At 31.5% G+C, this 23,151-nt stretch carries 22 protein-coding genes; 10 read left to right on the top strand and 12 right to left on the bottom strand.

What is annotated here, in order from left to right; all coding sequences use genetic code 11:
• The first annotated feature begins 46 nt into the window (after nucleotides 1–46).
• Genes FF125_RS21385 through FF125_RS21370 form a run of 4 tightly spaced genes read left to right on the top strand, consistent with a single transcriptional unit; the run spans nucleotide 47 to nucleotide 4,203 of the window.
• The gene (locus FF125_RS21385) at nucleotides 47–1,339 is read left to right on the top strand and encodes an OmpA family protein (protein WP_138952185.1); all 1,293 of its coding nucleotides are present in this window, start codon (nucleotides 47–49) and stop codon (nucleotides 1,337–1,339) included.
• 39 nt (nucleotides 1,340–1,378) lie between these two features.
• Nucleotides 1,379–2,770: a leucine-rich repeat domain-containing protein gene (locus FF125_RS21380; RefSeq protein WP_138952183.1), complete on the top strand. Its 1,392-nt coding sequence runs from the start codon at nucleotides 1,379–1,381 to the stop codon at nucleotides 2,768–2,770.
• A 28-nt stretch (nucleotides 2,771–2,798) separates the two neighbouring features.
• Nucleotides 2,799–3,317, top strand: coding sequence for a hypothetical protein (locus FF125_RS21375; protein ID WP_138952181.1), 519 nt, complete (start codon nucleotides 2,799–2,801; stop codon nucleotides 3,315–3,317).
• Between the two features lie 16 nt (nucleotides 3,318–3,333).
• On the top strand, nucleotides 3,334–4,203 hold the full coding sequence (locus FF125_RS21370; protein ID WP_138952179.1) for a hypothetical protein: 870 nt from the start codon (nucleotides 3,334–3,336) through the stop codon (nucleotides 4,201–4,203).
• A gap of 52 nt (nucleotides 4,204–4,255) precedes the next feature.
• Here the strand turns inward: FF125_RS21370 and hflX are convergent, their stop codons facing one another.
• The gene (hflX, locus tag FF125_RS21365; protein WP_138952177.1) at nucleotides 4,256–5,473 is read right to left on the bottom strand and encodes a GTPase HflX; all 1,218 of its coding nucleotides are present in this window, start codon (nucleotides 5,471–5,473) and stop codon (nucleotides 4,256–4,258) included.
• A gap of 234 nt (nucleotides 5,474–5,707) precedes the next feature.
• On the opposite strand from hflX, the gene FF125_RS21360 reads away from it, so the two are divergent.
• Nucleotides 5,708–6,664, top strand: coding sequence for an endonuclease/exonuclease/phosphatase family protein (locus FF125_RS21360; RefSeq protein WP_138952175.1), 957 nt, complete (start codon nucleotides 5,708–5,710; stop codon nucleotides 6,662–6,664).
• A gap of 53 nt (nucleotides 6,665–6,717) precedes the next feature.
• Here FF125_RS21360 and FF125_RS21355 read toward each other — a convergent pair whose 3' ends face one another.
• From FF125_RS21355 to FF125_RS21335, 5 genes are all read right to left on the bottom strand, one after another.
• Nucleotides 6,718–7,053 carry a hypothetical protein gene (locus tag FF125_RS21355; RefSeq protein WP_138952174.1) on the bottom strand — a complete coding sequence of 112 codons (336 nt, stop codon included), beginning with the start codon at nucleotides 7,051–7,053 and terminating at the stop codon, nucleotides 6,718–6,720.
• Nucleotides 7,054–7,281: 228 nt separating this feature from the next.
• Nucleotides 7,282–7,920, bottom strand: a complete 639-nt coding sequence (locus FF125_RS21350; protein ID WP_138952172.1) for a peroxiredoxin — start codon at nucleotides 7,918–7,920, stop codon at nucleotides 7,282–7,284.
• 90 nt (nucleotides 7,921–8,010) lie between these two features.
• Nucleotides 8,011–8,829, bottom strand: a complete 819-nt coding sequence (locus FF125_RS21345) for a glycoside hydrolase family 16 protein (RefSeq protein ID WP_138952170.1) — start codon at nucleotides 8,827–8,829, stop codon at nucleotides 8,011–8,013.
• A gap of 5 nt (nucleotides 8,830–8,834) precedes the next feature.
• The gene (locus FF125_RS21340) at nucleotides 8,835–9,212 is read right to left on the bottom strand and encodes a DUF2255 family protein (RefSeq protein ID WP_138952168.1); all 378 of its coding nucleotides are present in this window, start codon (nucleotides 9,210–9,212) and stop codon (nucleotides 8,835–8,837) included.
• A 7-nt stretch (nucleotides 9,213–9,219) separates the two neighbouring features.
• A complete protein-coding gene (locus tag FF125_RS21335) occupies nucleotides 9,220–9,705 on the bottom strand; it encodes a GyrI-like domain-containing protein (protein WP_138952166.1) in 486 nt (161 codons plus the stop codon).
• 171 nt (nucleotides 9,706–9,876) lie between these two features.
• Between FF125_RS21335 and FF125_RS21330 the strand changes: the two genes are divergently transcribed.
• The gene (locus FF125_RS21330) at nucleotides 9,877–10,833 is read left to right on the top strand and encodes a Fic family protein (RefSeq protein WP_138952164.1); all 957 of its coding nucleotides are present in this window, start codon (nucleotides 9,877–9,879) and stop codon (nucleotides 10,831–10,833) included.
• 171 nt (nucleotides 10,834–11,004) lie between these two features.
• Here the strand turns inward: FF125_RS21330 and FF125_RS22210 are convergent, their stop codons facing one another.
• Together FF125_RS22210 and FF125_RS21320 are read right to left on the bottom strand one after the other, a co-directional pair.
• Complete coding sequence (locus FF125_RS22210; RefSeq protein ID WP_250629647.1) at nucleotides 11,005–13,011, bottom strand: DUF5689 domain-containing protein; 2,007 nt, start codon at nucleotides 13,009–13,011, stop codon at nucleotides 11,005–11,007.
• 26 nt (nucleotides 13,012–13,037) lie between these two features.
• A complete protein-coding gene (locus FF125_RS21320) occupies nucleotides 13,038–15,779 on the bottom strand; it encodes a carboxypeptidase-like regulatory domain-containing protein (protein WP_138952163.1) in 2,742 nt (913 codons plus the stop codon).
• A 174-nt stretch (nucleotides 15,780–15,953) separates the two neighbouring features.
• Here FF125_RS21320 and FF125_RS21315 point away from each other — a divergent pair, with 174 nt between their 5' ends.
• The 3 genes from FF125_RS21315 to FF125_RS21305 all read left to right on the top strand — a co-directional run bounded on the left by FF125_RS21315 (nucleotide 15,954) and on the right by FF125_RS21305 (nucleotide 18,568).
• The gene (locus FF125_RS21315) at nucleotides 15,954–16,877 is read left to right on the top strand and encodes a DUF6845 domain-containing protein (protein WP_138952161.1); all 924 of its coding nucleotides are present in this window, start codon (nucleotides 15,954–15,956) and stop codon (nucleotides 16,875–16,877) included.
• Nucleotides 16,878–16,992: 115 nt separating this feature from the next.
• A complete protein-coding gene (locus FF125_RS21310; RefSeq protein WP_138952159.1) occupies nucleotides 16,993–17,790 on the top strand; it encodes a ribonuclease E inhibitor RraB in 798 nt (265 codons plus the stop codon).
• Between the two features lie 37 nt (nucleotides 17,791–17,827).
• On the top strand, nucleotides 17,828–18,568 hold the full coding sequence (locus tag FF125_RS21305) for a class I SAM-dependent methyltransferase (RefSeq protein WP_138952158.1): 741 nt from the start codon (nucleotides 17,828–17,830) through the stop codon (nucleotides 18,566–18,568).
• 195 nt (nucleotides 18,569–18,763) lie between these two features.
• On the opposite strand, the gene radA is transcribed toward FF125_RS21305, so the two are convergent.
• From radA to kbl, 4 genes are all read right to left on the bottom strand, one after another.
• Nucleotides 18,764–20,119 carry a DNA repair protein RadA gene (gene radA / locus FF125_RS21300; protein WP_138952156.1) on the bottom strand — a complete coding sequence of 452 codons (1,356 nt, stop codon included), beginning with the start codon at nucleotides 20,117–20,119 and terminating at the stop codon, nucleotides 18,764–18,766.
• On the bottom strand, nucleotides 20,119–20,886 hold the full coding sequence (locus FF125_RS21295) for a UDP-2,3-diacylglucosamine diphosphatase (protein ID WP_175418979.1): 768 nt from the start codon (nucleotides 20,884–20,886) through the stop codon (nucleotides 20,119–20,121). The genes radA and FF125_RS21295 overlap by 1 nt, the downstream gene beginning before the upstream one ends.
• 176 nt (nucleotides 20,887–21,062) lie before the next feature.
• Entirely contained in the window at nucleotides 21,063–21,512 is a 450-nt protein-coding gene (locus tag FF125_RS21290) for a 6-pyruvoyl trahydropterin synthase family protein (protein ID WP_138952154.1), read from the bottom strand.
• A gap of 9 nt (nucleotides 21,513–21,521) precedes the next feature.
• Nucleotides 21,522–22,718: a glycine C-acetyltransferase gene (gene kbl, locus FF125_RS21285; protein ID WP_138952153.1), complete on the bottom strand. Its 1,197-nt coding sequence runs from the start codon at nucleotides 22,716–22,718 to the stop codon at nucleotides 21,522–21,524.
• A 127-nt stretch (nucleotides 22,719–22,845) separates the two neighbouring features.
• Here kbl and FF125_RS21280 point away from each other — a divergent pair, with 127 nt between their 5' ends.
• Nucleotides 22,846–23,139, top strand: coding sequence for a hypothetical protein (locus tag FF125_RS21280; RefSeq protein ID WP_138952151.1), 294 nt, complete (start codon nucleotides 22,846–22,848; stop codon nucleotides 23,137–23,139).
• Nucleotides 23,140–23,151 lie beyond the last annotated feature (12 nt).

Raw genomic sequence — 23,151 nt, 5'->3', positions numbered from 1 at the left:
AAATTAATTTAGCAACGAGAAAATTGCTAACATTAAATTCAAACGCATGAAAAATTCAAACCATCATTACCGATTTAGTATGGCTATTAAATTAGTACTTGTAGCTATGTTATATGTTTTTGCACCGCAACAAACGGAGGCACAAATTTTAAAAAGAATACTAAAAAAGACCGAAAAAAAAGTTGAAAGTGAAGCGGAAAAAAGAACTGAAAAAAGAATAAATAAAAAGATTGACAAAACCTTTGATGAAGCTGAAGACACCATCGATGGTAAAAAGAAAAAGGGCGAGGAAACAGACAAAGAAAAGCCCAATGACAAGGTGGCAAAAAAAACTAATGGTAATACAGACCCGAATGAAATTCAAGAGCCTAAAAAACCAAATGTAGTTTGGAATAAGTTTGATTTTGTTCCTGGAGATACCGTAATTTTTGAAGATGGACCAAGTGCCGATGAAGAAAATGGAGAATTTCCAAGCCGTTGGGATTTATATAAAGGTAATGTTGAAATTGGTAATGTTGATGGCGAAAATGTGATTATGTTTCTTAGGCACCAATCTTACATTATACCCTACCTTAAAAATTCTAATGAAGATTATTTGCCCGATGTTTTTACTGTAGAATTAGATGTATGGTTTGCAAAAGGATATACCACAGCTAACAGATTCTGGATTTATTTATGTGACCAAAAAAACAATAGGCAAAAGACAGAACGATTGGTTGTAATGCCTCACGCTTTATCGTTTATGGATTCAGATAAGTCTTATCCAGGAACTGAAAAGATAGGATGGTCAAAAGAGATTGAAGGATCATGGAAACACATTTCTATGGCTTATACCAAGGGGAAATACAAAGCCTATTTTAACGATACACGTTTAATAAATGTACCCCATTTAGAAATTAATCCTTCTGGAATTACTATTGAAGCAGGTAATGACAATATGTACATCAAAAACATCCGTATTGCCAAAGGTGGCGTAAAATACTACGACCGTGTACTTTCTGAAGGTAAAATTATTGTAAACGGTATCAAATTCGATGTAAACAAAGCTACGTTAAAACCTGAAAGTATGGGTCCTATTAACAAAATTTATGATTTAATGCAGAAACAACCTGAACTTAATTTTAGTGTTGAAGGACATACTGATGCCGATGGTAGCGATGAAACAAACATGACACTTTCAAAAGCTAGAGGGAAAACTGTTATGGATAAATTAATTGAAATGGGAATCTCAGCGGAAAGACTTAAATCTGACGGTTTTGGTGAAAGCAAACCAATTGATAACAATAGCTCACCAGAAGGTAAAGCAAATAATAGACGGGTAGAATTTGTAAAATTTTAGTCCCTAATAGACAATTATAACAATCTAAAATCTATTAAAATGAAAAAATTACAACTATTAAAATCAGTCATATTTATACTCTTTTTTATTCTAAGTATAAATGTATTTGCTCAGGAGAATAAAACCTATGAATCCGTTGAAGAAGCATTAAAAACTCCAGATCAAGTTTTTAGTTTAGAATTAAGTGGGCAAGAAATTACCACTATATCCAGTTCTATAAAGAAACTTAAAAATTTAAGATACCTAACTATAGCAAACACACAAATTACAAAAATACCTAAAGAAATTGGTGAACTGCAAAACCTTTCAACTATTGAATTTAGGATGAATCAGTTTACAAATCTGCCAGAATCTATAGGAAATCTTAAAAATTTAAAATACTTAAATATCTCCATTAGTAAAATGGCCGAATTTCCAAAGTCTATAGGAGAGTTAACCAATTTAGAAAGTCTTTCTGTTTCTCAAAGTGATTTGTCTAGTCTTCCAGAATCCATAGGAAAATTAAAGAATTTAAAATCTATTAATATTTCTTCCAGTAAACTGACAAACCTTCCTGATTCTATTGGAAACCTAACTAATTTGACGGAGCTATCGTTAGGAGGAAATAAACTTACTGGGTTACCTGATGCTGTTGGTAACCTCACAAACCTAAAAACATTTTTTTTGAATGATAATCAAATAACTAATGTACCGAAATCGGTTGGTAATTTAATTAACTTAACTAAACTTTCCTTTAGTCTTAACCAACTTATAAACTTACCTGAATCCCTTAGTAAGTTAACCAATTTGCAAAGCTTTGATGTAAGTGGTAATAAGCTAAAGAGTTTACCTGAATTTATTACAAGTCTACTAGCATTAAATGAACTTAATATAAGTGCAAATCAATTAATAATACTTCCTGAATCTTTTGGTAACCTAAACAATCTTTATAGCCTTAATCTTTATGGAAATCAATTAGAATTACTTCCAGAATCTTTTGGAAATTTATCCAATCTTGAAGAATTATACCTTACAAGTAACCAGCTCAAAAAGTTACCTGAATCCTTTGGAAACTTAATAAGCTTATCAATGCTTTATGCACAAAAGAACCAATTATCTAGTCTTCCAGAGTCAATAGGAAAACTGAATAACTTAACCTTCTTAAATTTAAATAATAATCTATTTGAAAACCTCCCTGATGCAATTGGTAATCTTACTAGTTTAAACAGCCTTACAATGGAAGATAATCAATTGGTAAACCTGCCTAATTCATTTGGTAATCTCACCAATTTAAACAGTCTTTCTTTAGAAGGTAATCAATTAAGTAGTTTACCTAAATCTTTTAGCAAATTAACAAATTTGTACAATCTTAATATTTCTGATAATCAATTAAATGAACTAGAAATAGAACAAATTAAGGAGCTATTACCAAATTGTGACACTTATTTTTGAATAATAATAAATCTATAAAAACAACATCATGAAAACAACTGTAAAAATTTTATCGGCATTACTTATTTGTTTTGTATGTATATCTTGTGATGACGATATCTTAGATGTAGATTTTGATACTACAATAAAATCAACCATTGTTGCTCACGTTAATCAAGGTCAAGAAACCATAAACGAAAGTGTTGATTTAAGTATGGACAATAACGACACACATGATTATTTGAACAAAATTAAGGACGTAAAAATTAAAAAATTAACCTACAAAATCATAAGTTTTTCTGGAAATACTGAAGCTTATGTTGATATAGATTTTTATGCTAACACTATTATTTTAAAAACAGAAGGGTTTAATGTAAAATCTGCTTATGATGCATCTACTATTTTCGAAGTTACAGATGTTAGTAAGCTAAACAGTATGGCCGATTTATTAAAAAACAACAAAAGTATAATTGTTGGTATTTCAGGGCAAACTACTTCAGATGAAAGTGACACAAGTTTTAATATTGTAGTCACAGCAGAATTAGAAGTTACGGCAAATCCTTTATAATCTTTAAACCTAAAAAATGAAAAAGTCAAGTCTAGTAATTTTCTTATGTGCAACGTTGGTAAGTTGCACTGGAAACAGTCAAAAAGAATTGAAACGTTATCAAATAAAATCGGGTATTGTAAAATACGAATCTACAATTAATGGTAAAGTTTTAGGAAGCACTATGTCTGGTTCAGGTATAGAAACGATATACTTTAAAGATTGGGGAGCTATTGAGCTAAAAGACGAAAAGTCAACGCAAACCACTAAAACTAAAATATTTGGTCAGAAAAAAGAAGAAATTAAACAAACGCATATTGTCAACAAATTAGATAATGGAGAATGGTTTACAGTTGATTTTGATAATAAAGAAATTATAGCTCAAAGATCATTACCTATGGATATGATTGCTGCGTTTCATCCAAACGCTGATGCCGGTGATGTAGGTAGAGATATGATAAAAGACTTAAATGGTAAAATGATTGGTGAAGAAGATTATATGGGCTATAAATGCGAAATTTGGGAAGCCATGGGCGTAAAACAATGGGTTTACAAACATTTTACACTTAAAATTGAAAGTACAGTAATGGGAATTACTACAGCTAAAAAGGCGACTAGTATTCAATTTGACATTAATGTGCCTGATACTCATTTTACATTACCTGATTTTCCAATTAAAAAAGCAGCTAATTTTTTTAGTAATGAAAGCTTTGAAGAAGACATGGATATGGACATGGAAAGCTTTGAAGAAGACATGGATAAACTAAGTAAACTCTCTTTTAATGAATGGAAAAAAATGGCCTTGGCGGATAAAGAAGATGAAGAAATGCAAAATATGAGCGAAAAAGAATTGCGGGAAATGTATGATATGATTCAGAAAATGATAAAAATGAGAAAGGGAAAATAAACCTATTACATTTTTAAAAAAAAGCATCCTAGTGTATAGGATGCTTTTTTATTTACTCTTCTTCTTCTTCAGTATATTCATGATATAAAAAATCATTATACGGAAAGCGAGCAATGTGTATTTTCTTTACAGCATCAAAAACTTTATCTTTAAAATCATCAATGTTTTCTTTGTTTAAAGCAGAAATAAAGATGCAATTTTCGTCTAATTTAGACATCCAGGTTTTTTTCCAATTGTCTAAACTATAGTGTGCTGTTGTTTTTTCAGTAACTAAATCATCATCATCAATAGTGTCATACGTATAGTTGTCAATCTTATTAAAGATCATTAAACTTGGTTTATCTGCACTTTTAATTTCATCTAAAATTTTATTTACAGAATCAATATGTTCTTCAAAATTAGGATGAGAAATATCAACTACATGCAATAACAAATCTGCTTCACGTACTTCATCCAAAGTCGATTTGAATGACTCTACCAATTGCGTTGGCAATTTTCTAATAAACCCAACCGTGTCAGTCAGTAAAAAAGGAATGTTTTTAATAACTACCTTTCTAACTGTGGTATCTAAGGTAGCAAACAACTTGTTTTCTGCGAAGACTTCACTTTTACTGATAACATTCATTAAAGTAGATTTACCCACGTTTGTGTAACCCACTAAGGCCACACGTACCATTTTACCACGATTGCCACGTTGTACGGCCATTTGTTTATCAATGGTAATTAATTTCTTTTTTAATAAAGTAATTCTGTCTCGTACAATACGTCTATCTGTTTCAATTTCTGTTTCACCAGGTCCACGCATACCAATACCACCTTGTTGTCTTTCGAGGTGAGTCCATAGCCCTGTTAAACGCGGTAATAAGTATTCGTATTGAGCTAATTCAACTTGAGTACGAGCATAACTTGTTTGGGCACGCTGAGCGAAAATATCTAATATTAGACCTGTCCTGTCTAATATTTTACATTTCAGCATCTTCTCTATATTTCTTTGCTGTCCCGGTGATAATTCATCATCAAAAATAACCGCACCAATGTCATTTGCCTCAACGAATTGCTTTACTTCTTCCATTTTTCCAGAACCAATAAAGGTTTTCGGATTAGGTGTGTCAACTTTTTGTGTAAATCGTTTTACGACCTCACCTCCAGCTGTAAAAGTCAAAAATTCTAGTTCATCTAAGTATTCTTGAGACTTTTCAGCATCTTGTTCCTGATTCATTATACCAATAAGTACAACTTTTTCAAGCTCTAAACTCTTTTCTTCTATCATGTTACAAAGGTATGAAGAATACCGAACTTAATGATGAACTGATTTTAACTTTTTCCATTCGCTATAAAATTATTCTTTTTCAACTATTTTTTGCCTTATTTTCCTTCCATAGCTGTGCTATGCAACTTTAAAAAGCCTTCAATTGGGCAAAAAATCAATAATTCTCGCTTAAATGTGAAAAGTAAAACCCAGTTCAATATTTTTTGTACATTCGATGCATACTAATTTTATATTTTGACGGAAGACAAAGAGAAGCACAATTTATATTCTATTGCATTTTACAATCTTGAAAACTTATTTGATATTTCGAATACAGATAATGTATTGGATAGAGATTTTACACCTACAGGTAGAAATAAATGGAATAAGAAACGGTACCTCAGAAAATTAAAGCAATTAAGTACTGTAATTGCCCAAATTGGAGAGAAAGAAACCGGATTTTCGCCAGCCGTTATTGGTATTGCAGAAGTAGAAAATAAGCAGGTAATTACAGATTTGTTAGGTACTGAGGCCTTGCAACATAAAGGTTATGAAATAATACATTTTAATTCGCCCGATGAACGTGGTGTTGATGTGGCTTTTTTATACAGACCTCATGTTTTTGATTTTATACATGCCGAGCCAATTACACTTGCAGTTGATAATTTGGACGGTGTTTTAGACCAAACGAGAGACGTTTTATTAGTGAAGGGCAAGCTGGAAGGTAAACTCATTTACTTTTTTGTAAACCATTGGCCTTCTCGGAGAGAGGATGGAGATACTCAATATAAAAGAGTTAAAGCAGCAGAATTAATTCACCAATCTATCGAAAAAATTAAGCTGGAAACACCAAACCCAAACATTATTATTATGGGTGATTTTAACGATGACCCCACAAATGCAAGTATTAAACAACATTTAGTAACAGAAGATTTTTACAACCCTTACGAATCTATATTTGATAAGGGATTTGGCACATTAACCTATAGAAGGCAATGGCATCTTTTTGATCAAATAATTTTGAGTAAAAATTTGATGAATGCCTCTGAATTAACTTATAAAGAAGCTCATGTTTTTGATGAAGAGTTTTTAAAAGAATGGAAAGGAAAACATAAAGGAAGACCGTTTAGAACTTATATTGGTCCTTGGTTTCAAGGAGGATATAGTGATCATTTTCCAGTCTATATTATTCTAAAAAACAATAAACCCTAATCCAGCACGCAGCTTTGGAAAAGGGATTACCTACTAAAGCAAATAATTAACTTCTAATTTTGCATAACAATTTTTAATGGCATTTTGAAAATTTTACCCTTTAGTACTGAATTGGATTTTACCTTTTTGTAATTCAATCTACTTTTTACAAAACTTTCAACTTGGGTTTCAGCACATTTAACTTCAATAATGACAATTTCATCATTGGCATTGAGCATTAAAAGAACGGTTGCATTTAGCTCTTGTTTGGTTGACTTAAATTCTGGAGATTCAAGCATTTTTTTTATTTGAACCGTAAGATTAGTATCTGTTTCGTTGTTAATATTCGTAGGAAAGGCAGTTAGGCATCCCATAAAAATCATTACAATTAATACTTTAATTTTTTTCATAATACATAGTTTTTTGTTTAACACGAGTCAAAAATACTATATAGATCAATAAATGAGATGTTGTTATAATTATGAAAAGATTGTGCTTACTTTAAATTTGGATCGATTTTACATCGTTTTAAAGTTAAATTTCCATAAAGATAATCTGAGGTTATTTTACAGATAAAAAAATGATTTTATAAAAAAAACCTCCTATACATTAGGAGGTTTTTTTGTAAGAGGTTTTACTTATAAATTTGGTTGAGGTGTCATTCTCAAATAGGGTTTTATTTCGGTAACACCTTTTGTAAATATTTTTTTAGCGTCTTCTGTTGCAATTGCCGGACTTACAACGACATCATCACCTTGTTCCCAGTTTGCAGGAGTGGCTACTTTATGATAAGCAGTAAGTTGCAATGAATCTATCACACGCAATAATTCTTTAAAATTTCTACCTGTTGATGCAGGATAAGTTAAAATCAATTTAATGGTTTTATCGGGTGCAATAATAAAAACAGAACGTACTGTTAAACTGTTATCAGCCTTTGGGTGAATCATGTCATACAACGTAGAGACATTTCTGTCTTCATCTGCAATTATAGGAAAATTAACTTCCGTTTGCTGTGTTTCATTAATGTCTTTTATCCATTCTTTATGCGATTGTACACCGTCTACGCTCAATGCAATCATTTTTACATTGCGTTTGTCAAATTCAGGTTTGTACTTGGCAGTTGTACCTAATTCTGTTGTACAAACTGGAGTGAAATCAGCGGGGTGAGAAAATAATATTCCCCAACTGTCTCCCAAATATTCGTGTAAATTCAGTTCACCTATTGAGCTCTGAGCTGTAAAATTTGGAGCAGTATCTCCTAATCGTAAAGTTGCCATAATTTTTGTTTTTATTTTAGTATCCTACAAATTTAGTAGATTAAAGATAAAATCGAAGGTTTTGAGGCTAAATATTTGTTAAAATTAATTTTATTGATACACCTTAACCCAATCAACAACCATATTTACAGGTAAATCGTCCGGATTTACTTCTCCTACCCAAGAACCACCCAATTGCTGATCAATTAACAGGTAAAAAGGCTGATCGAAAGGCCATTGGCTCTTATCTACATTATCTAATTTAGGGTATGTAATTGTTGGTTTGCTGTTTATGGTATATACAAGTTTATCTGGAGACCATTCTAAGCCATAGGTATTGTATTTAGAGACATCAACTTTGGTAGTAGTGTAATAAGGCGGATTATCTTTTTGTTTTAATTCTAACGTGTAATAAGAATGTGTAGTTTGATATACCTGATCTTCAAAACTGAGGTGTTCCATTAAGTCGATTTCGCCATTTTTGGGATATTTTCCGTATTTTTTTGTTTCAGCGAGCATCCACATTGCAGGCCAAGCTCCTTGAGCGGATTCTAATTTAGCATGAATTTCTATTTTTCCATATTGGTAGGCAAACTTACCTTTTGTATAAATTCCACCAGTTAAATAAGGCCTTGGATCTTTAATAGTATCTGTATTTTTTATACCTTTTAAATACAGTTTACCATCCTTAAAGTCGTAACAAAGAGGGTCATCAGTCATATAATTTCCCCAATCAGCATTATTTGGTGGAATTTTTGTCCATTTTGTGGTATCTAATTCAGCGTTGTTAAAGTCGTCTTGCCAAATGATTTTCCAATCTTTTTTGGGTTTATTCTCTTTTTGAATGTGGATGTAATTATTTGTTATTTGCGATTGAAGGTTGTAAATATTAAAAAGCAATCCTACTGTGAACATGAGTGTTAGTTTCATTTAGGCTAAATTTGTTTATAAAAAAATTCCATTGTATAATCTGAATATTCAGGTTGAGTAATTCCTTCTGCATAATTAATATTTTCTTTTTGAATATATTTTTCTAAATAAGCTTGATCAATTAATGAATTTACGTCATTATCGGCATTTAATTTTTTGCCTGTTATGCTAATGATTTTATCGCTATATTTAATTTGACCAATTCCAGTTTTTAATATTTCAGTAAACCAACTTTTATTGCTTTTATTCCAACTTCTTGCAAATATTCTATCTTCTACAGCAACCATCCAAATACTTAAAAATGTTTTCCGTTCTAAACCCCCTTTAATTTCTATTAAGGAATTATTGGTTAAGTAATTGTATAAATCTTTTGGGAAACTCATGTTTTCATTATTTCAATTTAATAGGTATCCAAACTTCTTCTTCGGCATTAGGGTCATTGGGTTTATTGTTTTCAGGAATGTATTCAAAATGTGGTCGGTTATCTAATGTATACTTTGATTTTGGCAACCATTCATCATAAATAAATGATGCTGTTTTCGGAAACTGTTGAGGTGTCCCTTTATGAATAAAAACAGCATAGTCTCCTCCTGGTAAGGTAAAATCTTTTAAACCTTCTGGGGTATCATCAAAATCGGAAACCTCAGTGGCGGCCCATTTTTCAAAAATGATATTGGGAGTAAATTGCCGTATATCAAAATCGTGATTGTAAACCTGTATTGAATAATAACCTGTATGTACTCTGTTATTTATTTCTTTTACACGGGGTTTAAAGGTTCTCCATAATTCAAAGGTTTTATTTTCTGCTAAGAAAGTTTGTAGTGATAGACCAATAAGCTTTCTGTCTTGTATGTTTATAATTTTTGGTTGCTGCATCTTAGGTTTTAGAATTATCAGGTAAAAATAATGGAAATTTGTAACAAAATAGGGGTGTTTTAATCACTTGTTAGTTTATTTGAGCCGTTATTATCGAAAAAAAACATCCTTATAAATTTATTAAATTAATAAATGTCCGTATTTTTGATGCTATCAAATGATAGCATAAAAATGAATCCACCATATGATATTACTTCGCGAATATTAAAATTAATAACATCTATTTCTGAAAAATTAGGACAGATAAATGCTAGTTTTTTAGACAAACCATCTACATCATTAAGAAAGCAAAATAAAATAAGAACAATTCACTCTTCATTGAAAATAGAAGGAAATACACTTACAGAAGAACAAATAACAGCAATACTTGCAAATAAAAGAGTCATAGGGCCTCAAAAGGATATTAAAGAGGTAATAAATGCAATTAAAGTTTATGATGCTATTCTTGATTATAAACCTAATGACGAAAAATCTTTCTTAAGAGCTCATAAAATGTTGATGGCTGACTTAATTGAAAAGCCAGGGAATTATAGAAAACAAGGAGTTGGAATTGTTAAGGGCAACAAAGTTGAACATTTAGCTCCTCCTTACGAAAATGTTCCTTTTTTAATGAAAGATTTATTTCAATATCTTAAAAGTGAAGAAATTGAATTAATTAAAAGTTGTGTTTTTCATTATGAAATGGAATTCATACACCCTTTTATTGATGGGAATGGAAGAATGGGAAGATTATGGCAAACTTTAATATTAATGGCAAAATATCCTGTTTTTGAATATATTCCGTTCGAAACATTGATAAGTAACGACCAACAAAAATATTACAAAGCCTTAGCCGATTGTGATAAAGTGGGGAAATCGACAAAATTCATAGAGTATATGTTAGATGTAATCAATGAATCTCTTTCAAGTTTATTAATCTTTAATAATAGAACTTTTAATACAAAGCAAAGGTTAGAATATTTTGAATCTCTAGATATTGTAGAGTTTACTAGAAAGGATTATATGGATATCTTTAAAGATATTTCATCTTCTACTGCAAGTAGAGATTTAAAAAAAGGAATTGAGCTAGGTTTATTAATTAAAAGCGGTGAAAATAATAAAACGAAGTATAAAATTATTGGGTTCTAAGCTTAACTAAAAGCCTTGTATTTATTTATAAGGTCGCAAAATTTCACCATTTTACTGAGCCAGTTTCTAGTGAAAGGGCATATAAACAAATAGTTTTAACTTAATGTGAGATAGCTTAATAGATCTCAAAAGGCTTTTGTACTAAACCGTCGTGGCTGTGAGGTCTCAAATCTATCTAACACCTGGTGTAAAATCTCCTGGTGCAGTTTGTGGCAGTTTGGTTGTGCCTTCTGCACCCGTATCATTCCATAGTTGCCATTCACTAAATGTATATACTGGGTTTCCTTGAGTAATTGAAGGATTCCGTAAAGCTCTGCCATCTTCAAATTCATGGTTGGTTCCAGATCCGTCTTCTCCTATTCTTCCAAAAATATCAATAATAGTTCCATTAGGGTCAACAAGAGTAATGTTGTCATCGCCGTTTGAACCTGCTGGCCCCGTGCTTATGCCATCCATATCAGGGGCAAAACCAAAAACAGCTTCAAATTCAACATCATTTACTGCTATTACAAAGGCTTGTCCTACTTCAAGGGTTATTCCGCTAAGGTCCATAGATGATGAAACGGTATTGCTTTCATTGGTATATCTATTGAGCGTCCATGCGGTTAAGTCGATGGGTTTGGAATCTGCATTATAAATTTCTATAAAACGAGCATTCGTATTATTATCTGGATCTGCTATTTCTGAAATAAAAACTTTATTGGTTATATCTCCTGTAGGTACACATCTAGATCCCGTCATATTTACGGTGCCCTCTAAATTTTTAAGCAATAGCACAGGATCTGTATATGTTGAGGCTATTCCAATAATTTTCCCATTGCCTTTTTGATATTCTTCATTGGCAAACGTAGCTGTAGAAATGGTTAAAACAACCACTGTTTTTTTACAATCGGTCAAAGGTATATTACCTTTATATGTTCCCTCTTCCTCTTCAAATTGAACATTGTCAATACTCACCAATTGAGCTTCGTAATTCCCCGTATTAAGCTCTTCTATTGTTATCGTATTTGGATCTGGTAGAGCTACATTATCAGCAACAAATAAAACCTGTTTATATTGAACAATATTTGCTTGTAATAATCCTCTTAAACTTCCAAGAACAGCATCTTTTAAGTTAATTTTTACCTGATACCCACTGCGTAATGAGCTTGCTGATGACATTCGTAAAGCAATGGCTCCAGATTCATCTTGAATAAAAGCATTGCGATCTGACATATTATTTTCATCAATTCCAGACATGGTAATTATACCCTCAATATAAAGGTCATCGGTAATTTTAGAATCGGTACCTGTGAATAAATCTCGAACATCAATTATATTTGTTTTAATTCCACCAATACTTTCAGCAAAACCGATGCGTTTTCTTTCATTATTAAGTTGCACATCGTCAATATCTCTTATCAGTATTTGATAGGTATTACTAAACTTAGTTAAAACACCTCTTATAGATCCATTACCGTTTGGAACTTGCGTTGATCCAAAATTTGTAAAGGCACTGGTTCTAAATGAAATTGACGAATTTGAAATGTCTTCGATTATATAATTGGTGCCACCACCAACATCAGTATTTATATCATATAAAGTTTTACCAAGGGCTGCGTCTTCAAATTGAACATCCTTCAATTCTATTAACGTATTTAGATGGGCATCCGTAATTTCACTAAGTGTTATTTTATTAACGAGTTGTTCTTCGTCAACAATATCACAAGTTTTTACCAACACATTTTTAAAGTTTGCAGCCGTAATTTTACCAATAGATTCTTCTTTAGTGCGTTCATCAACATATAAATTACCAATTTCTAAGCTCTCAAAATTTAATTGTGTAAAGGTGTTTTTGAGGTTTATGGAAACTTTTCTACCGGGATTAAAAATGGTGTATAAATCGGCCACATCAACAGGAATACTGAATCCACGAGTTCCGTCGAGCGTTTGAAAGTGTAATTCATTATAGAAATTACCGGATTGATCGTTAGAAGTTATATACGCTTCAATTATATCAGGAGCATTATATTGTGTAGTTACGCTAGTTGTCAAATTATATATTTCTTCAATTGTTTTTGTTGGAGTTAAATTAGATTCATCACAATCATTAATAGTTGGAATATTATAATCATCATCTTGTACACATGAAACTATGGCAAGGAAGATAAAGAATACAGATTTATAGATTGTCTTCATTTTTAAAAGTTTTAACTACAGTGTTATTAATCTTTTTTTAGAAAATGTTCATTCTTCGTTTTTTTAAAGCTGATGGCTAAGTTTATAAAATAGGTTCGTCCGAAACCATACCAGTATTTTGGTCCGAAATTACGTTGGGCTGAACCATTAGCTGTATCTGCTACCAAAGAAGCATAATTTGCGGTTCGTGATTGTTCATAGCCTCCAGAAATATAGTTAACATCAAATAAATTGTGAATGCTAGCTACCAGTTTTAGATTGATATTTTTGTATTGCCATAATTTTCCACCAGACAGATTGATGATGGAGTAACTACTAAATTTTTCTTGTTGTAATAAAGTTCTTGCTAAATCAAAATCAATATCCTGATAAGGCTGACCGTAATCATTAGGGTTATTAAAAAAGGCATCCGTTCTTGTTATTGCTGAAATATCTAAATATCCATTCGAAAAATAATTTGCTGACCCATTGAGCCACCAATTTTTAGAATTTTTATAAAATAAACCTACAGAAAAGGCTTGTTGTGGACCATTGGCTACTTTGTAATTTTTAAGATAGGTTTCTCCTAGGTTTATAAACCCCGTATTGTTAATTATATCTTCGCTGAGTCCGGCGGTATCAAAGTTAACAGCAACATTAGCATTATTTGTATAGGTATGTTGACCTAATGCTACCACCAAAGAACTACTAAAATTAGAGTTGATTTGATACTCAAATCCTAATTCTAAACCGAGATGTCGTTTGTCAATTCCAGTAATTACCTCTTGAAAAAAATCAGCTCCTGTTCCTATTTCAGCAAAAAAGGAGTTGACTGTAGTCCCATCTCTAAAATCAGTAAAATAGCCAGTTAATCGAGATTGTAACTTTGGAGTATTGATAAGATAAGACGCATCTGCTGATGTAATTTTCTCTGAAATTAGATTAGGTACAATGGCATTATTTTCTCTACTATTTATAAATGTATTTTGAATTGTAGGAGATTTAGTTATATAAGCGGCATTAAGTTGAAAATAATGATTTGAAGTAAATTGATATGTAATGCCCGCTTTGAAAGCATAATCATCAAAGTTTAATTTTTCACTTTTACCTAAAGAATTATCTTCGTAAGCCTGGTTTAAAAATTTACCCTCACGTTGAAAGTCTTTTCTAGTATAGTTGGCGGCTATAAAAAATTCAGTTTGCTCAGTTTTATATTGTAATTGGGTAAATGCAGCAACTTGAGATGCTCGTAAATAAAAATCATACTTAATTTTCTCATTTAAACCTTTGTTTTCTTCACCTAAAAGGTCATTTTTTGTAGGATTACCATTAACAATAGTAAACGGATTTACATCAACATAAAATTGAGCACCTAATAAATCTTTTGGCGAGGCATAATTAGTTGAATTACTATTTTTAAATGAGAGTCCGATATCCAAATTTAGATGGTCATTTAATTTCTTATTTATTCTTGAGTTTACACTAAAAACATTATCCTTTTTTATGTTATCATAGATTAAATATCGGGCAGAACCACCGTCTGAAATATTGGTTGTGTTTAAATTGGTTTCATATAGGTTTAACCAATCAATTTGTGGATTGTCTTTAATTTCAGGTAAATATTTCCAATAATTGGGATAGGGATTTGGGGCATTTGTATAATCTAATCGGCTATTTTTTTGGTCTATTGATTGATAAGAAAGCGTTGTAGAAAATAACCACTTATCATTTTTAAAACGGTAACCAAACATAAAGATGGGTGCATCAAATTTTGAAATACTTGAATTCCGTTTTTCTCCTTCCTGCCATCCCCAATAAGAATTATAGTTATTACCAAATTCATTAAAAGTCCGTTGGGTTATTGCGGTAGTTTGTCCTTTTCTACTAGGTGCATAGATAGCGGTAGCATTAATACTGTGTACTTCATTTATCTTATATGATAATGTGCCAAAAAGACTAAAAGCATCATATAAAGTGGCATTAACATACCCTTCGTTTCCCCATCGCCTTGATGCAGAAACACTAAATGCCAATCCGTTTTTTTGCACTCCAGAATTATAGGTTGCCATGGTACTTCCAATGAAATTTTTATTTGAAAATGAACTCGAAATACGGAGCCCTGGTCGCATTTTAAATGCATCTGTCTCAATTGATGTTACTCCAGAAATTCCACCAAAATTTTGATTGGAATAAGAAAGGCCTAAAACGGATACTCTATTTCTTGAAATATCATTTAAACCACTAAAAGTGTTCCATAGTGGCCTGTTATTGTATAAATTGGTTATATCTACACCATTCAATATAATGATAGATTGACTGGCATCATATCCACGAAAGCTGAAAAACGTAGGACTAAAATCAAAACCAACTCGTTTTAGAAAAACATCTTTTGAGTTTGAATAATAGGTTAGGTTATTTTCATAGGGGTTTTCATCATTCCAAACGATTTGATCAGCATTGTCAAAAATAAAATCTGTTGGATATAAATAAATTAAACGTAAATCAAGTATTTCACCTTTAGTAATGGTAATAGGGTAGTTTTGGTTTTCATAATGCTCACTAACTATCTCAATAAGATAATCACCAACAGGTATGTTTGGTAGTATAAAATTTCCATTTTGATCAGAAACATTAGAGATTTTAATACCTGTAATAATGACTGAAACGTTTTCAACAGGATTTTGATTTTCATAGTCTATTAATACCCCTTTTACTGAACCTGTTTCTTGAGAAACGACACCAATAGAGGTAAATAAATAAAGAGTAAGTGTTAGCGAAAATCTACTCATATCCTATTATAAGAGATTTAAAAGTTACGAAATTTTAATAAGTTCTCCTAAAAAGACAATTTATCTTTAGTAAATGCGTTAATTTTTTACATATTTTTACATATTTTTGCATAAATGGTCTATTAAGAAAATATATATAGGACATTATTAATTAATCTTTAAAAACAGTAATTCATGAAATTCAAAATTGTATTTGTATTAGCAGCACTAATAGTAGTAAGTTGTGGAAAATTAGGAGATAAAGCCAGTAGTGCATTAGATGCCGTAAGTGATATGGGGTCTGGTGGTGCCAATAGTGTTATTGCTTATAATAATGCGATGGTAGACTATATGAATGATGCTGGTGACAAAATTACTAAAGCGGGTGATGATTATGAAAAAATGAGTAACATGGTAACTCAAAAGAAAAAGCCAACATTATTTTTAGCACATGCTTTTATTGGTTCGGTTCCTGATATTAATAGAGAAAGAGACGGTATTTTTTTATTAAAGCCTGGCAACAACCTACCTTCTGAAGTTAAAGAAGAATTGACAAATAGTGTAAAAGCTACAGCAGAGGCATTTGAAAACACACATGAAGCTTATAAAAAGTTTAAGGACTATTATAGTAACGAAGATTTTAAAGATGATGATTGGGCTAAAGGAAAAGAATACGTAGATCTTATTAAGACTAATATTGAAGCTTTTTATAATAAACGTACAGAAGCCTATAAAATCTTAAGACCAATTTCTAATCAAGCAGAAATTGAACTATTAAAAGACCATCCATTAAAAGAAAGTATTATTGCTTCAAAAACAGATATTGGTATTGCTGAAGAAATTGTAGATATAGTGTACGCGGAAGAAATTGATGTTGAGGCATTAAACGCTAAATATGACGAATTAGAAGCTAATTTTACAAAGCATAAAGATTTAACTCCTGAATTATTAGAAGAGCATAGTAAAGCGAGTAATTATAAAAATTTCTATGAAGAAATTGAAGAATATTTAGGAGAGGTTAGAAAGTGTAAGAGGGATGGTAAAATCACTGATCGTGAAGCTGAAAGTATAGGTCGTGATTATAAAAGCCTTATTACTTATTACAATAGGTTCGTTTAAATAAAAAACAATGTTTATATTTATCCTGCAAAGTATTTTAATACTTTGCAGGATTTTTATTTTAAAAAGGCATCATTTTTGATGATTGGTTAAGGGAGAAAATCAAACCATTTATATGAGAAAAAAGATATCTACAAGTGTTTTTCTGTTGCTATGCGTTTTTTTATCAAGTTATGCTCAAGATGATTGGGGCAACTATGTTATTGAAAAGGAAAAGGGTATAATGTCTGTAACCGTCAATTACAAATACATGCTGGGTAAACCCAATTATAAAAATATAGTATTGGTTGGTAAGAGAACAAGTAAATGTTTTAAAAACGGTATGCCAAATGCTGAAGGTCTAGAAGAAATTTATGACTATTCAGATGCTGTAGCTGATATCATTGTTAAATCATCTAAAAAAAATAGGTTGGTAGGTATATTGACTTACCAATGCACAGGTTTTGATGTGTATTATGTAAAAGATACGATCAACCTTAGAAATAAAATTGATTCGTTATATAAAAATAAATTCACTGATTCTAAAAATTATTTGGTTATTAACCGAGATAAAAAATGGCATTATTATAAAGATGTACTTTACCCTAAAGATGTATCTGATAGCTTTTTTATGAGCCAAGACCTATTAAGTCAATTGTTTTTAGAAGGTGTAGATCTTACTCAGAAACGCAAAATAAATCATTATTTTTATTTTAAAAAGGACAAGAATAGAGAGCAGTTTTTAGAAAAAATTAAAACGATTGATTTCAAAGTTGATTCTTTAAAGTTTGATGAAAATAATGACTTTCCTTATGAGTTGCAAATACACCGAGAAGATGAATTGTATCCCACATTTATGGCAGAATTGACAAAAGTATTAAAATCATTGGCGCTTTCTAATGTTGGTTATTATGACGGATGGGGAATTGATTAAACGTACAATAGTTAATGGATGCTTAAAAACAAAATAAATGACTTCAAATAGCCAATTTTTTGATGAGCTTTCCGATGATTATGATGTAATGATCAATTTTGAAAATGCACTTAAGAATAAAACCTCTTTTTTTAAAAACTTTCTGTTAACAAATTATAAGACGGTTCTCGATTTAGGTTGCGGTACAGCAGCAGATTCCATTGCATTGTCTAAATTAGGACTACAGGTTGATGCCATTGATCACTCTAAAGGAATGTTGCAGCAAGCCAAAAAAAATGCAAAAAAATTTGATGCTAATATTAATTTTATAGAATCTGGGTTAACTACATTTTCGATAAAAGATAAGAGATATGATTTTATTGTTTCTCTAGGCAACACCATTGCCAATATCAATATGCAAGAGGTTAGTGGTCTAATGTCGAAACTCTATGGTATTTTAAATTTTGGTGGTGAGGTACTTTTCCAAATTGTAAATTATGCGAAGCTGCCCGAAAGTGGCATTCATATACTGAATGTATATGAAAATGATGAGGTTTCTATACTTAGAAAGTACAATATCAATACAAACGATATTGACTTTATCATAGAAAAAAATGACAAGAAAAAGAAACAAGTTAGCCAGATAATAACAACGTTATACCCTCATTCAAAAAGTGGTTTTGAAAAAATAGCAACTGAAATTGGATTCACTTGTAACTTCTATGGAAATTTAAAAAAGGATAATTTTGTAGCTACAAATTCACCAAATCTTGTTGTGCAGCTAAAGAAAGTTAAGTAGTTATACATTTATTTGAGATAAAACCAATTTACACCAATTGGTTTGTTTTTAGAATTACTTATAAAGGTAGATAAAACTGTATAGTTATTGATAGTCAGTAATTTAACACTTCTTAGAGTTGTGTTAAATACTAAATAGTATTTTTTTCTTGGCGTAAAATTTCTAAAAATTATTGATAATTCGTTAAAATTAAGTCTAAAATAACTGCTGATATACATCTTCAATTTTAGAAACGAGTACTATTTTAATGTTATACTTTTTAGATGGAATTTTGTTGTATTTAGATACCATAATTTTTTGAAACCCAAGTTTTTCAGCTTCTAAAATGCGTTGTTCAACACGATTAACGGGTCTAATTTCACCCGCCAAACCAACTTCAGCAGCAAAGCAATAATCTTGAGGAATGGCTTCATCTTCATTCGAAGAAAGTATAGAAGCTACAACTGCTAAATCAATTGCTGGGTCGTCTACTGAAATTCCCCCTGCAATATTTAAAAAGACATCTTTTGCACCCAAACGGAATCCTGCTCGTTTTTCTAATACGGCTAAAATCATATTGAGCCTTTTTGTATTATAACCTGTTGTTGATCGTTGAGGTGTACCGTAAACAGCTGTGCTCACTAAAGCTTGAACTTCTATCATTAAGGGTCGCATGCCTTCTAATGTTGCTCCAATAGCAGTACCGCTTAAAGATTCGTCCTTTTCTGAAATCAGTATTTCAGATGGGTTTTCAACTTCTCGTAATCCTGAACCTTGCATTTCGTAAATACCAAGTTCTGCAGTGGAACCGAAACGGTTTTTCTGTGCTCGTAAAATACGATAGGTATGGTTTCTGTCGCCTTCAAACTGTAAAACCACATCTACCATGTGTTCTAAAATTTTTGGTCCTGCAATAGTTCCTTCTTTGGTAATATGACCAATTAAAATAACAGGTGTTGCCGTTTCTTTAGCAAATTTTATGAGTTCAGCAGTGGTTTCTCGTATTTGAGAAATACTACCAGGTGACGCTTCAATAGCATCAGTTTGTAAAGTTTGAATAGAGTCAATTACAACGACATCTGGTTGAGTTTCTTCTATACTTTTAAAGATGTTTTGGGTTTTAGTTTCAGTAAGAATCAAACATTCTGTATTAGTGTTTTTAAGCCTTTCTGCTCGCATTTTAATTTGCGATTGACTTTCCTCGCCCGAAACATATAGTACTTTTTTATTTATGGTTAAGGCTACTTGCAAAATCAAGGTTGACTTACCAATACCAGGTTCGCCACCTAATAGCGTCATAGAACCTTTTACTAAGCCCCCACCTAATACTCTATTGAGCTCATTGTTTTGAGTGTCAATTCTATCTTCTTCATTAATGGCAATATCATTTATCTTTAGGGGTTTTGCTACCTTTTTGGAAGGTGAAGATTGTTTCCAAGCACGTTTTTCTTCTTTTTGAATTACTTCTTCAACAATGGTATTCCATTCGTTACATACATTACATTTACCTGCCCATTGAGCGTGTTGTGTACCGCAATTTTGACAGAAAAAGGTTGTTTTCGTTTTGGCCATTATTCAGTAATATGTTTTTTTAACTCTATAGTATCTCCATCAAAAACACCATAGGTTAAATGGTTAATCCAATCGCCCAAATTGATGTATTTACTGTTATCTCCAACTTCAATTTCCATAGGTAAATGGCGGTGTCCAAAGATAAAATAATCGTAATGTTTTGTTTCTAATTTTCGTTTGCAATATTGTGCCAACCATTCATTTTCTTCGCCTAAAAATTTGGCATCTTCATCTCCAGAAATCATTTTGTTTTTGGTTGATAAATACACTCCTAATCGCATACCAATATCAGGATGCAACCAACGGTATAACCATTTTGAAACAGGATTGGTAAATACTTTTTTCATTCTTTTATAGCCTTTGTCTCCTGGGCCTAAACCATCTCCATGACCAATTAAGAATGTTTTATTATTGATGATATATTCTTTAGGTTTGTGATATACTGGAATGACCAATTCTTTTTCAAAATAATCATCCATCCATAAATCGTGATTACCGACAAAGAAGTAAATAGGGATGCCACTGTCTCTAATTTCGGCTAGTTTGCCCAACACACGAATAAATCCTTTTGGTACAACCTTTTTATACTCGAACCAAAAATCGAAGAGATCGCCTAATAAAAAAATGGCTTCTGCATCTTGCTTGACAGTATCTAACCATTTTATAAAAATCTTTTCGCGTACTAAGCTATCTTTATGATTGGGTAACCCCAAGTGTTGATCAGATGCGAAATATATTTTTTTGTTGCTAGGAATGGTGATGTTCATTAATCTAATTTGACTTCAAAAATAGCGAAAACTCGCAACATTTAGAAGTAATTATTCTTACAAAACCATAACACGCCTTTGACCTCTCTCTAGAATGGAGCCTTTTAAGATCTCTAGAAATTTTTAGTTATGATTTGAATTTCGGTTTTTTACAATAACTGTTTATTGAAAATCACTTACTGATCTTCAGCAAACCATTCTGCATGCGAATTATTGGTTTCGCATAATTTTAAAGAATGTAGGTTCACCGATTTTGGTAATTTCTTACTGATTTTGTCTGCAAAATCTACCAGCATGTTTTCACTTGTTGGCTGATAATCTACCAAAATTACTCTTGACGAATGACTTTCAATTTTAGCAGCCAATTCTTTATGTGGTGAATTCGCATTTAAAACAGTGGCATGGTCAAAAATATCTACAACTTCTGATTTTACAATTTTTTTTAAATCTCCAAAATCGAGTACCATTCCGTTTTTTACATGATTGGCATCATTAATTGGGGTACCAACTATGGTAACATACAATTGATAACTATGTCCGTGAATATTTTTACACTTACCATCGTAACCATATAGTGCATGTGCCGTTTCAAAATCGAAATGTTTAGTAATTCGTATGATGCTCATAGGTTAAATTTATTGAATGACATTAAGTTGTTTTCCTACTTTAGTAAAAGCAGCGATTGCCTTATCTAAATGTTCTTGACTGTGTGCTGCCGATAACTGTACTCTAATTCGTGCTTTTTCTTTTGGTACCACAGGAAAGAAGAATCCAATAACATATATACCTTCATCTAACAGTGCATTTGCCATATCTTGAGATAATTTTGCATCGTATAACATAACCGGCACAATTGCCGCATCTGCACCGACAAGATCAAACCCTGCTTTTTCCATCCCGTTACGGAAATAATTAGTGTTCCACTCTAATTTATCTCGTAAGGAAGTGTCATTTTCTAGCAAGTCAAATACTTTTAAAGAGGCTCCAACAATAGCTGGTGCTAATGAATTTGAAAATAAATAAGGTCTAGAACGTTGTCTTAATAGTTCAATAATTTCCTTTTTAGCGGTTGTGTATCCACCCATGGCTCCACCCAATGCTTTTCCTAATGTACCTGTAACAATATCAACACGGTTTAGTACATTTTTTAATTCTAATGTACCTTTTCCTGTTTTACCAATAAATCCTGTCGCGTGACATTCATCTACCATGACCATGGCATCATATTTTTCAGCTAAATCACATATTTTATCTAAGCTAGCAACAATTCCATCCATTGAAAATACGCCGTCTGTAACAATTAGTTTAAATCGGGCTCCCGCTTCATTGGCTTCTTTTAATCGAGCTTCCAATTCCTCCATATTGTTATTTTCATAACGATAACGTGCTGCTTTACACAAACGAACACCATCAATAATTGAAGCATGATTTAAAGAATCAGAAATAATAGCATCTTCTTTTCCTAAAAGGGGTTCAAAAATTCCGCCATTGGCATCAAAAGCAGCAGCATATAAAATAGTGTCTTCAAAGCCATAAAAACTAGCGATACGTTTTTCTAATTCTTTATGAATGTCTTGTGTACCACAAATAAAACGAACGGAAGACATACCGTAACCATGTGTGTCCATGGTGTCTTTTGCTGCTTGAATAACTTCTGGATGGTTAGAAAGTCCTAAATAATTATTTGCACAAAAATTAATCACCTCTTGACCAGTAGATATTTTAATAACGGCATCTTGTGCGGAAGTAATAATTCGTTCAGATTTATATAAACCTGCTTCTTTAATATCTTGTAATTCGTTTTGTAAATATTGTTTGATATTGCTATACATAATTGAGTGTTTTTGTAAAAATACAAATGTAATAGATTTCTTAGTATCCTTTTGGAAAAAGGTATAAAAACAGGTGATTCGTTAATTTAAAAATATTATATTTGCCTTCCATAAATCTGGAATATTAATGTTGAAAAAAAGTCTTTCTATTATTTTATTAATCGTATTTGTTAATTTTATTTTAACACCTACTATTATTTCTTTATTAGATAGTTCTAATGATATTTCTTCGGTGTTTAGTTTAAATGAAGAGGAAAAAAAGGGAAGCGAAGTAGAGAAAGACGTAAAAATTAAAATATTCCAAAATGAAGATAATGAAGATTCTATAATAGAATTTGCCTTATTACTTAATCAACGTTACGGGGAATTATCTTCAAATTTCTTTCCAAAACTTCACCTACCACCGCCTGAATTTTCTTAATTTTATAGGTAT

Source organism: Aureibaculum algae, from assembly GCF_006065315.1.
Taxonomy (GTDB): domain Bacteria; phylum Bacteroidota; class Bacteroidia; order Flavobacteriales; family Flavobacteriaceae; genus Aureibaculum; species Aureibaculum algae.
The sequence above is the reverse complement of the archived record's forward strand: the minus strand, read 5'-3'. Positions and strand labels throughout refer to the sequence as shown.

Bases quoted from the DNA above. Each gene is read 5' to 3' on its own strand.
- FF125_RS21335 (WP_138952166.1), bottom strand. From the start codon at position 9,705: ATGCAGCAACCAAAAATTATAAACATACAAGACAGAAAGCTTATTGGT.
- FF125_RS21295 (WP_175418979.1), bottom strand. From the start codon at position 20,886: ATGAACATCACCATTCCTAGCAACAAAAAAATATATTTCGCATCTGAT.
- FF125_RS21320 (WP_138952163.1), bottom strand. From the start codon at position 15,779: ATGAGTAGATTTTCGCTAACACTTACTCTTTATTTATTTACCTCTATT.
- FF125_RS21330 (WP_138952164.1), top strand. From the start codon at position 9,877: ATGAATCCACCATATGATATTACTTCGCGAATATTAAAATTAATAACA.
- FF125_RS21350 (WP_138952172.1), bottom strand. From the start codon at position 7,920: ATGGCAACTTTACGATTAGGAGATACTGCTCCAAATTTTACAGCTCAG.
- FF125_RS21385 (WP_138952185.1), top strand. From the start codon at position 47: ATGAAAAATTCAAACCATCATTACCGATTTAGTATGGCTATTAAATTA.
- radA (WP_138952156.1), bottom strand. From the start codon at position 20,119: ATGGCCAAAACGAAAACAACCTTTTTCTGTCAAAATTGCGGTACACAA.
- FF125_RS21375 (WP_138952181.1), top strand. From the start codon at position 2,799: ATGAAAACAACTGTAAAAATTTTATCGGCATTACTTATTTGTTTTGTA.
- FF125_RS21305 (WP_138952158.1), top strand. From the start codon at position 17,828: ATGACTTCAAATAGCCAATTTTTTGATGAGCTTTCCGATGATTATGAT.
- hflX (WP_138952177.1), bottom strand. From the start codon at position 5,473: ATGATAGAAGAAAAGAGTTTAGAGCTTGAAAAAGTTGTACTTATTGGT.
- kbl (WP_138952153.1), bottom strand. From the start codon at position 22,718: ATGTATAGCAATATCAAACAATATTTACAAAACGAATTACAAGATATT.
- FF125_RS21310 (WP_138952159.1), top strand. From the start codon at position 16,993: ATGAGAAAAAAGATATCTACAAGTGTTTTTCTGTTGCTATGCGTTTTT.
- FF125_RS21290 (WP_138952154.1), bottom strand. From the start codon at position 21,512: ATGAGCATCATACGAATTACTAAACATTTCGATTTTGAAACGGCACAT.
- FF125_RS21345 (WP_138952170.1), bottom strand. From the start codon at position 8,829: ATGAAACTAACACTCATGTTCACAGTAGGATTGCTTTTTAATATTTAC.
- FF125_RS21355 (WP_138952174.1), bottom strand. From the start codon at position 7,053: ATGAAAAAAATTAAAGTATTAATTGTAATGATTTTTATGGGATGCCTA.
- FF125_RS21315 (WP_138952161.1), top strand. From the start codon at position 15,954: ATGAAATTCAAAATTGTATTTGTATTAGCAGCACTAATAGTAGTAAGT.
- FF125_RS22210 (WP_250629647.1), bottom strand. From the start codon at position 13,011: ATGAAGACAATCTATAAATCTGTATTCTTTATCTTCCTTGCCATAGTT.
- FF125_RS21370 (WP_138952179.1), top strand. From the start codon at position 3,334: ATGAAAAAGTCAAGTCTAGTAATTTTCTTATGTGCAACGTTGGTAAGT.
- FF125_RS21380 (WP_138952183.1), top strand. From the start codon at position 1,379: ATGAAAAAATTACAACTATTAAAATCAGTCATATTTATACTCTTTTTT.
- FF125_RS21280 (WP_138952151.1), top strand. From the start codon at position 22,846: ATGTTGAAAAAAAGTCTTTCTATTATTTTATTAATCGTATTTGTTAAT.
- FF125_RS21340 (WP_138952168.1), bottom strand. From the start codon at position 9,212: ATGAGTTTCCCAAAAGATTTATACAATTACTTAACCAATAATTCCTTA.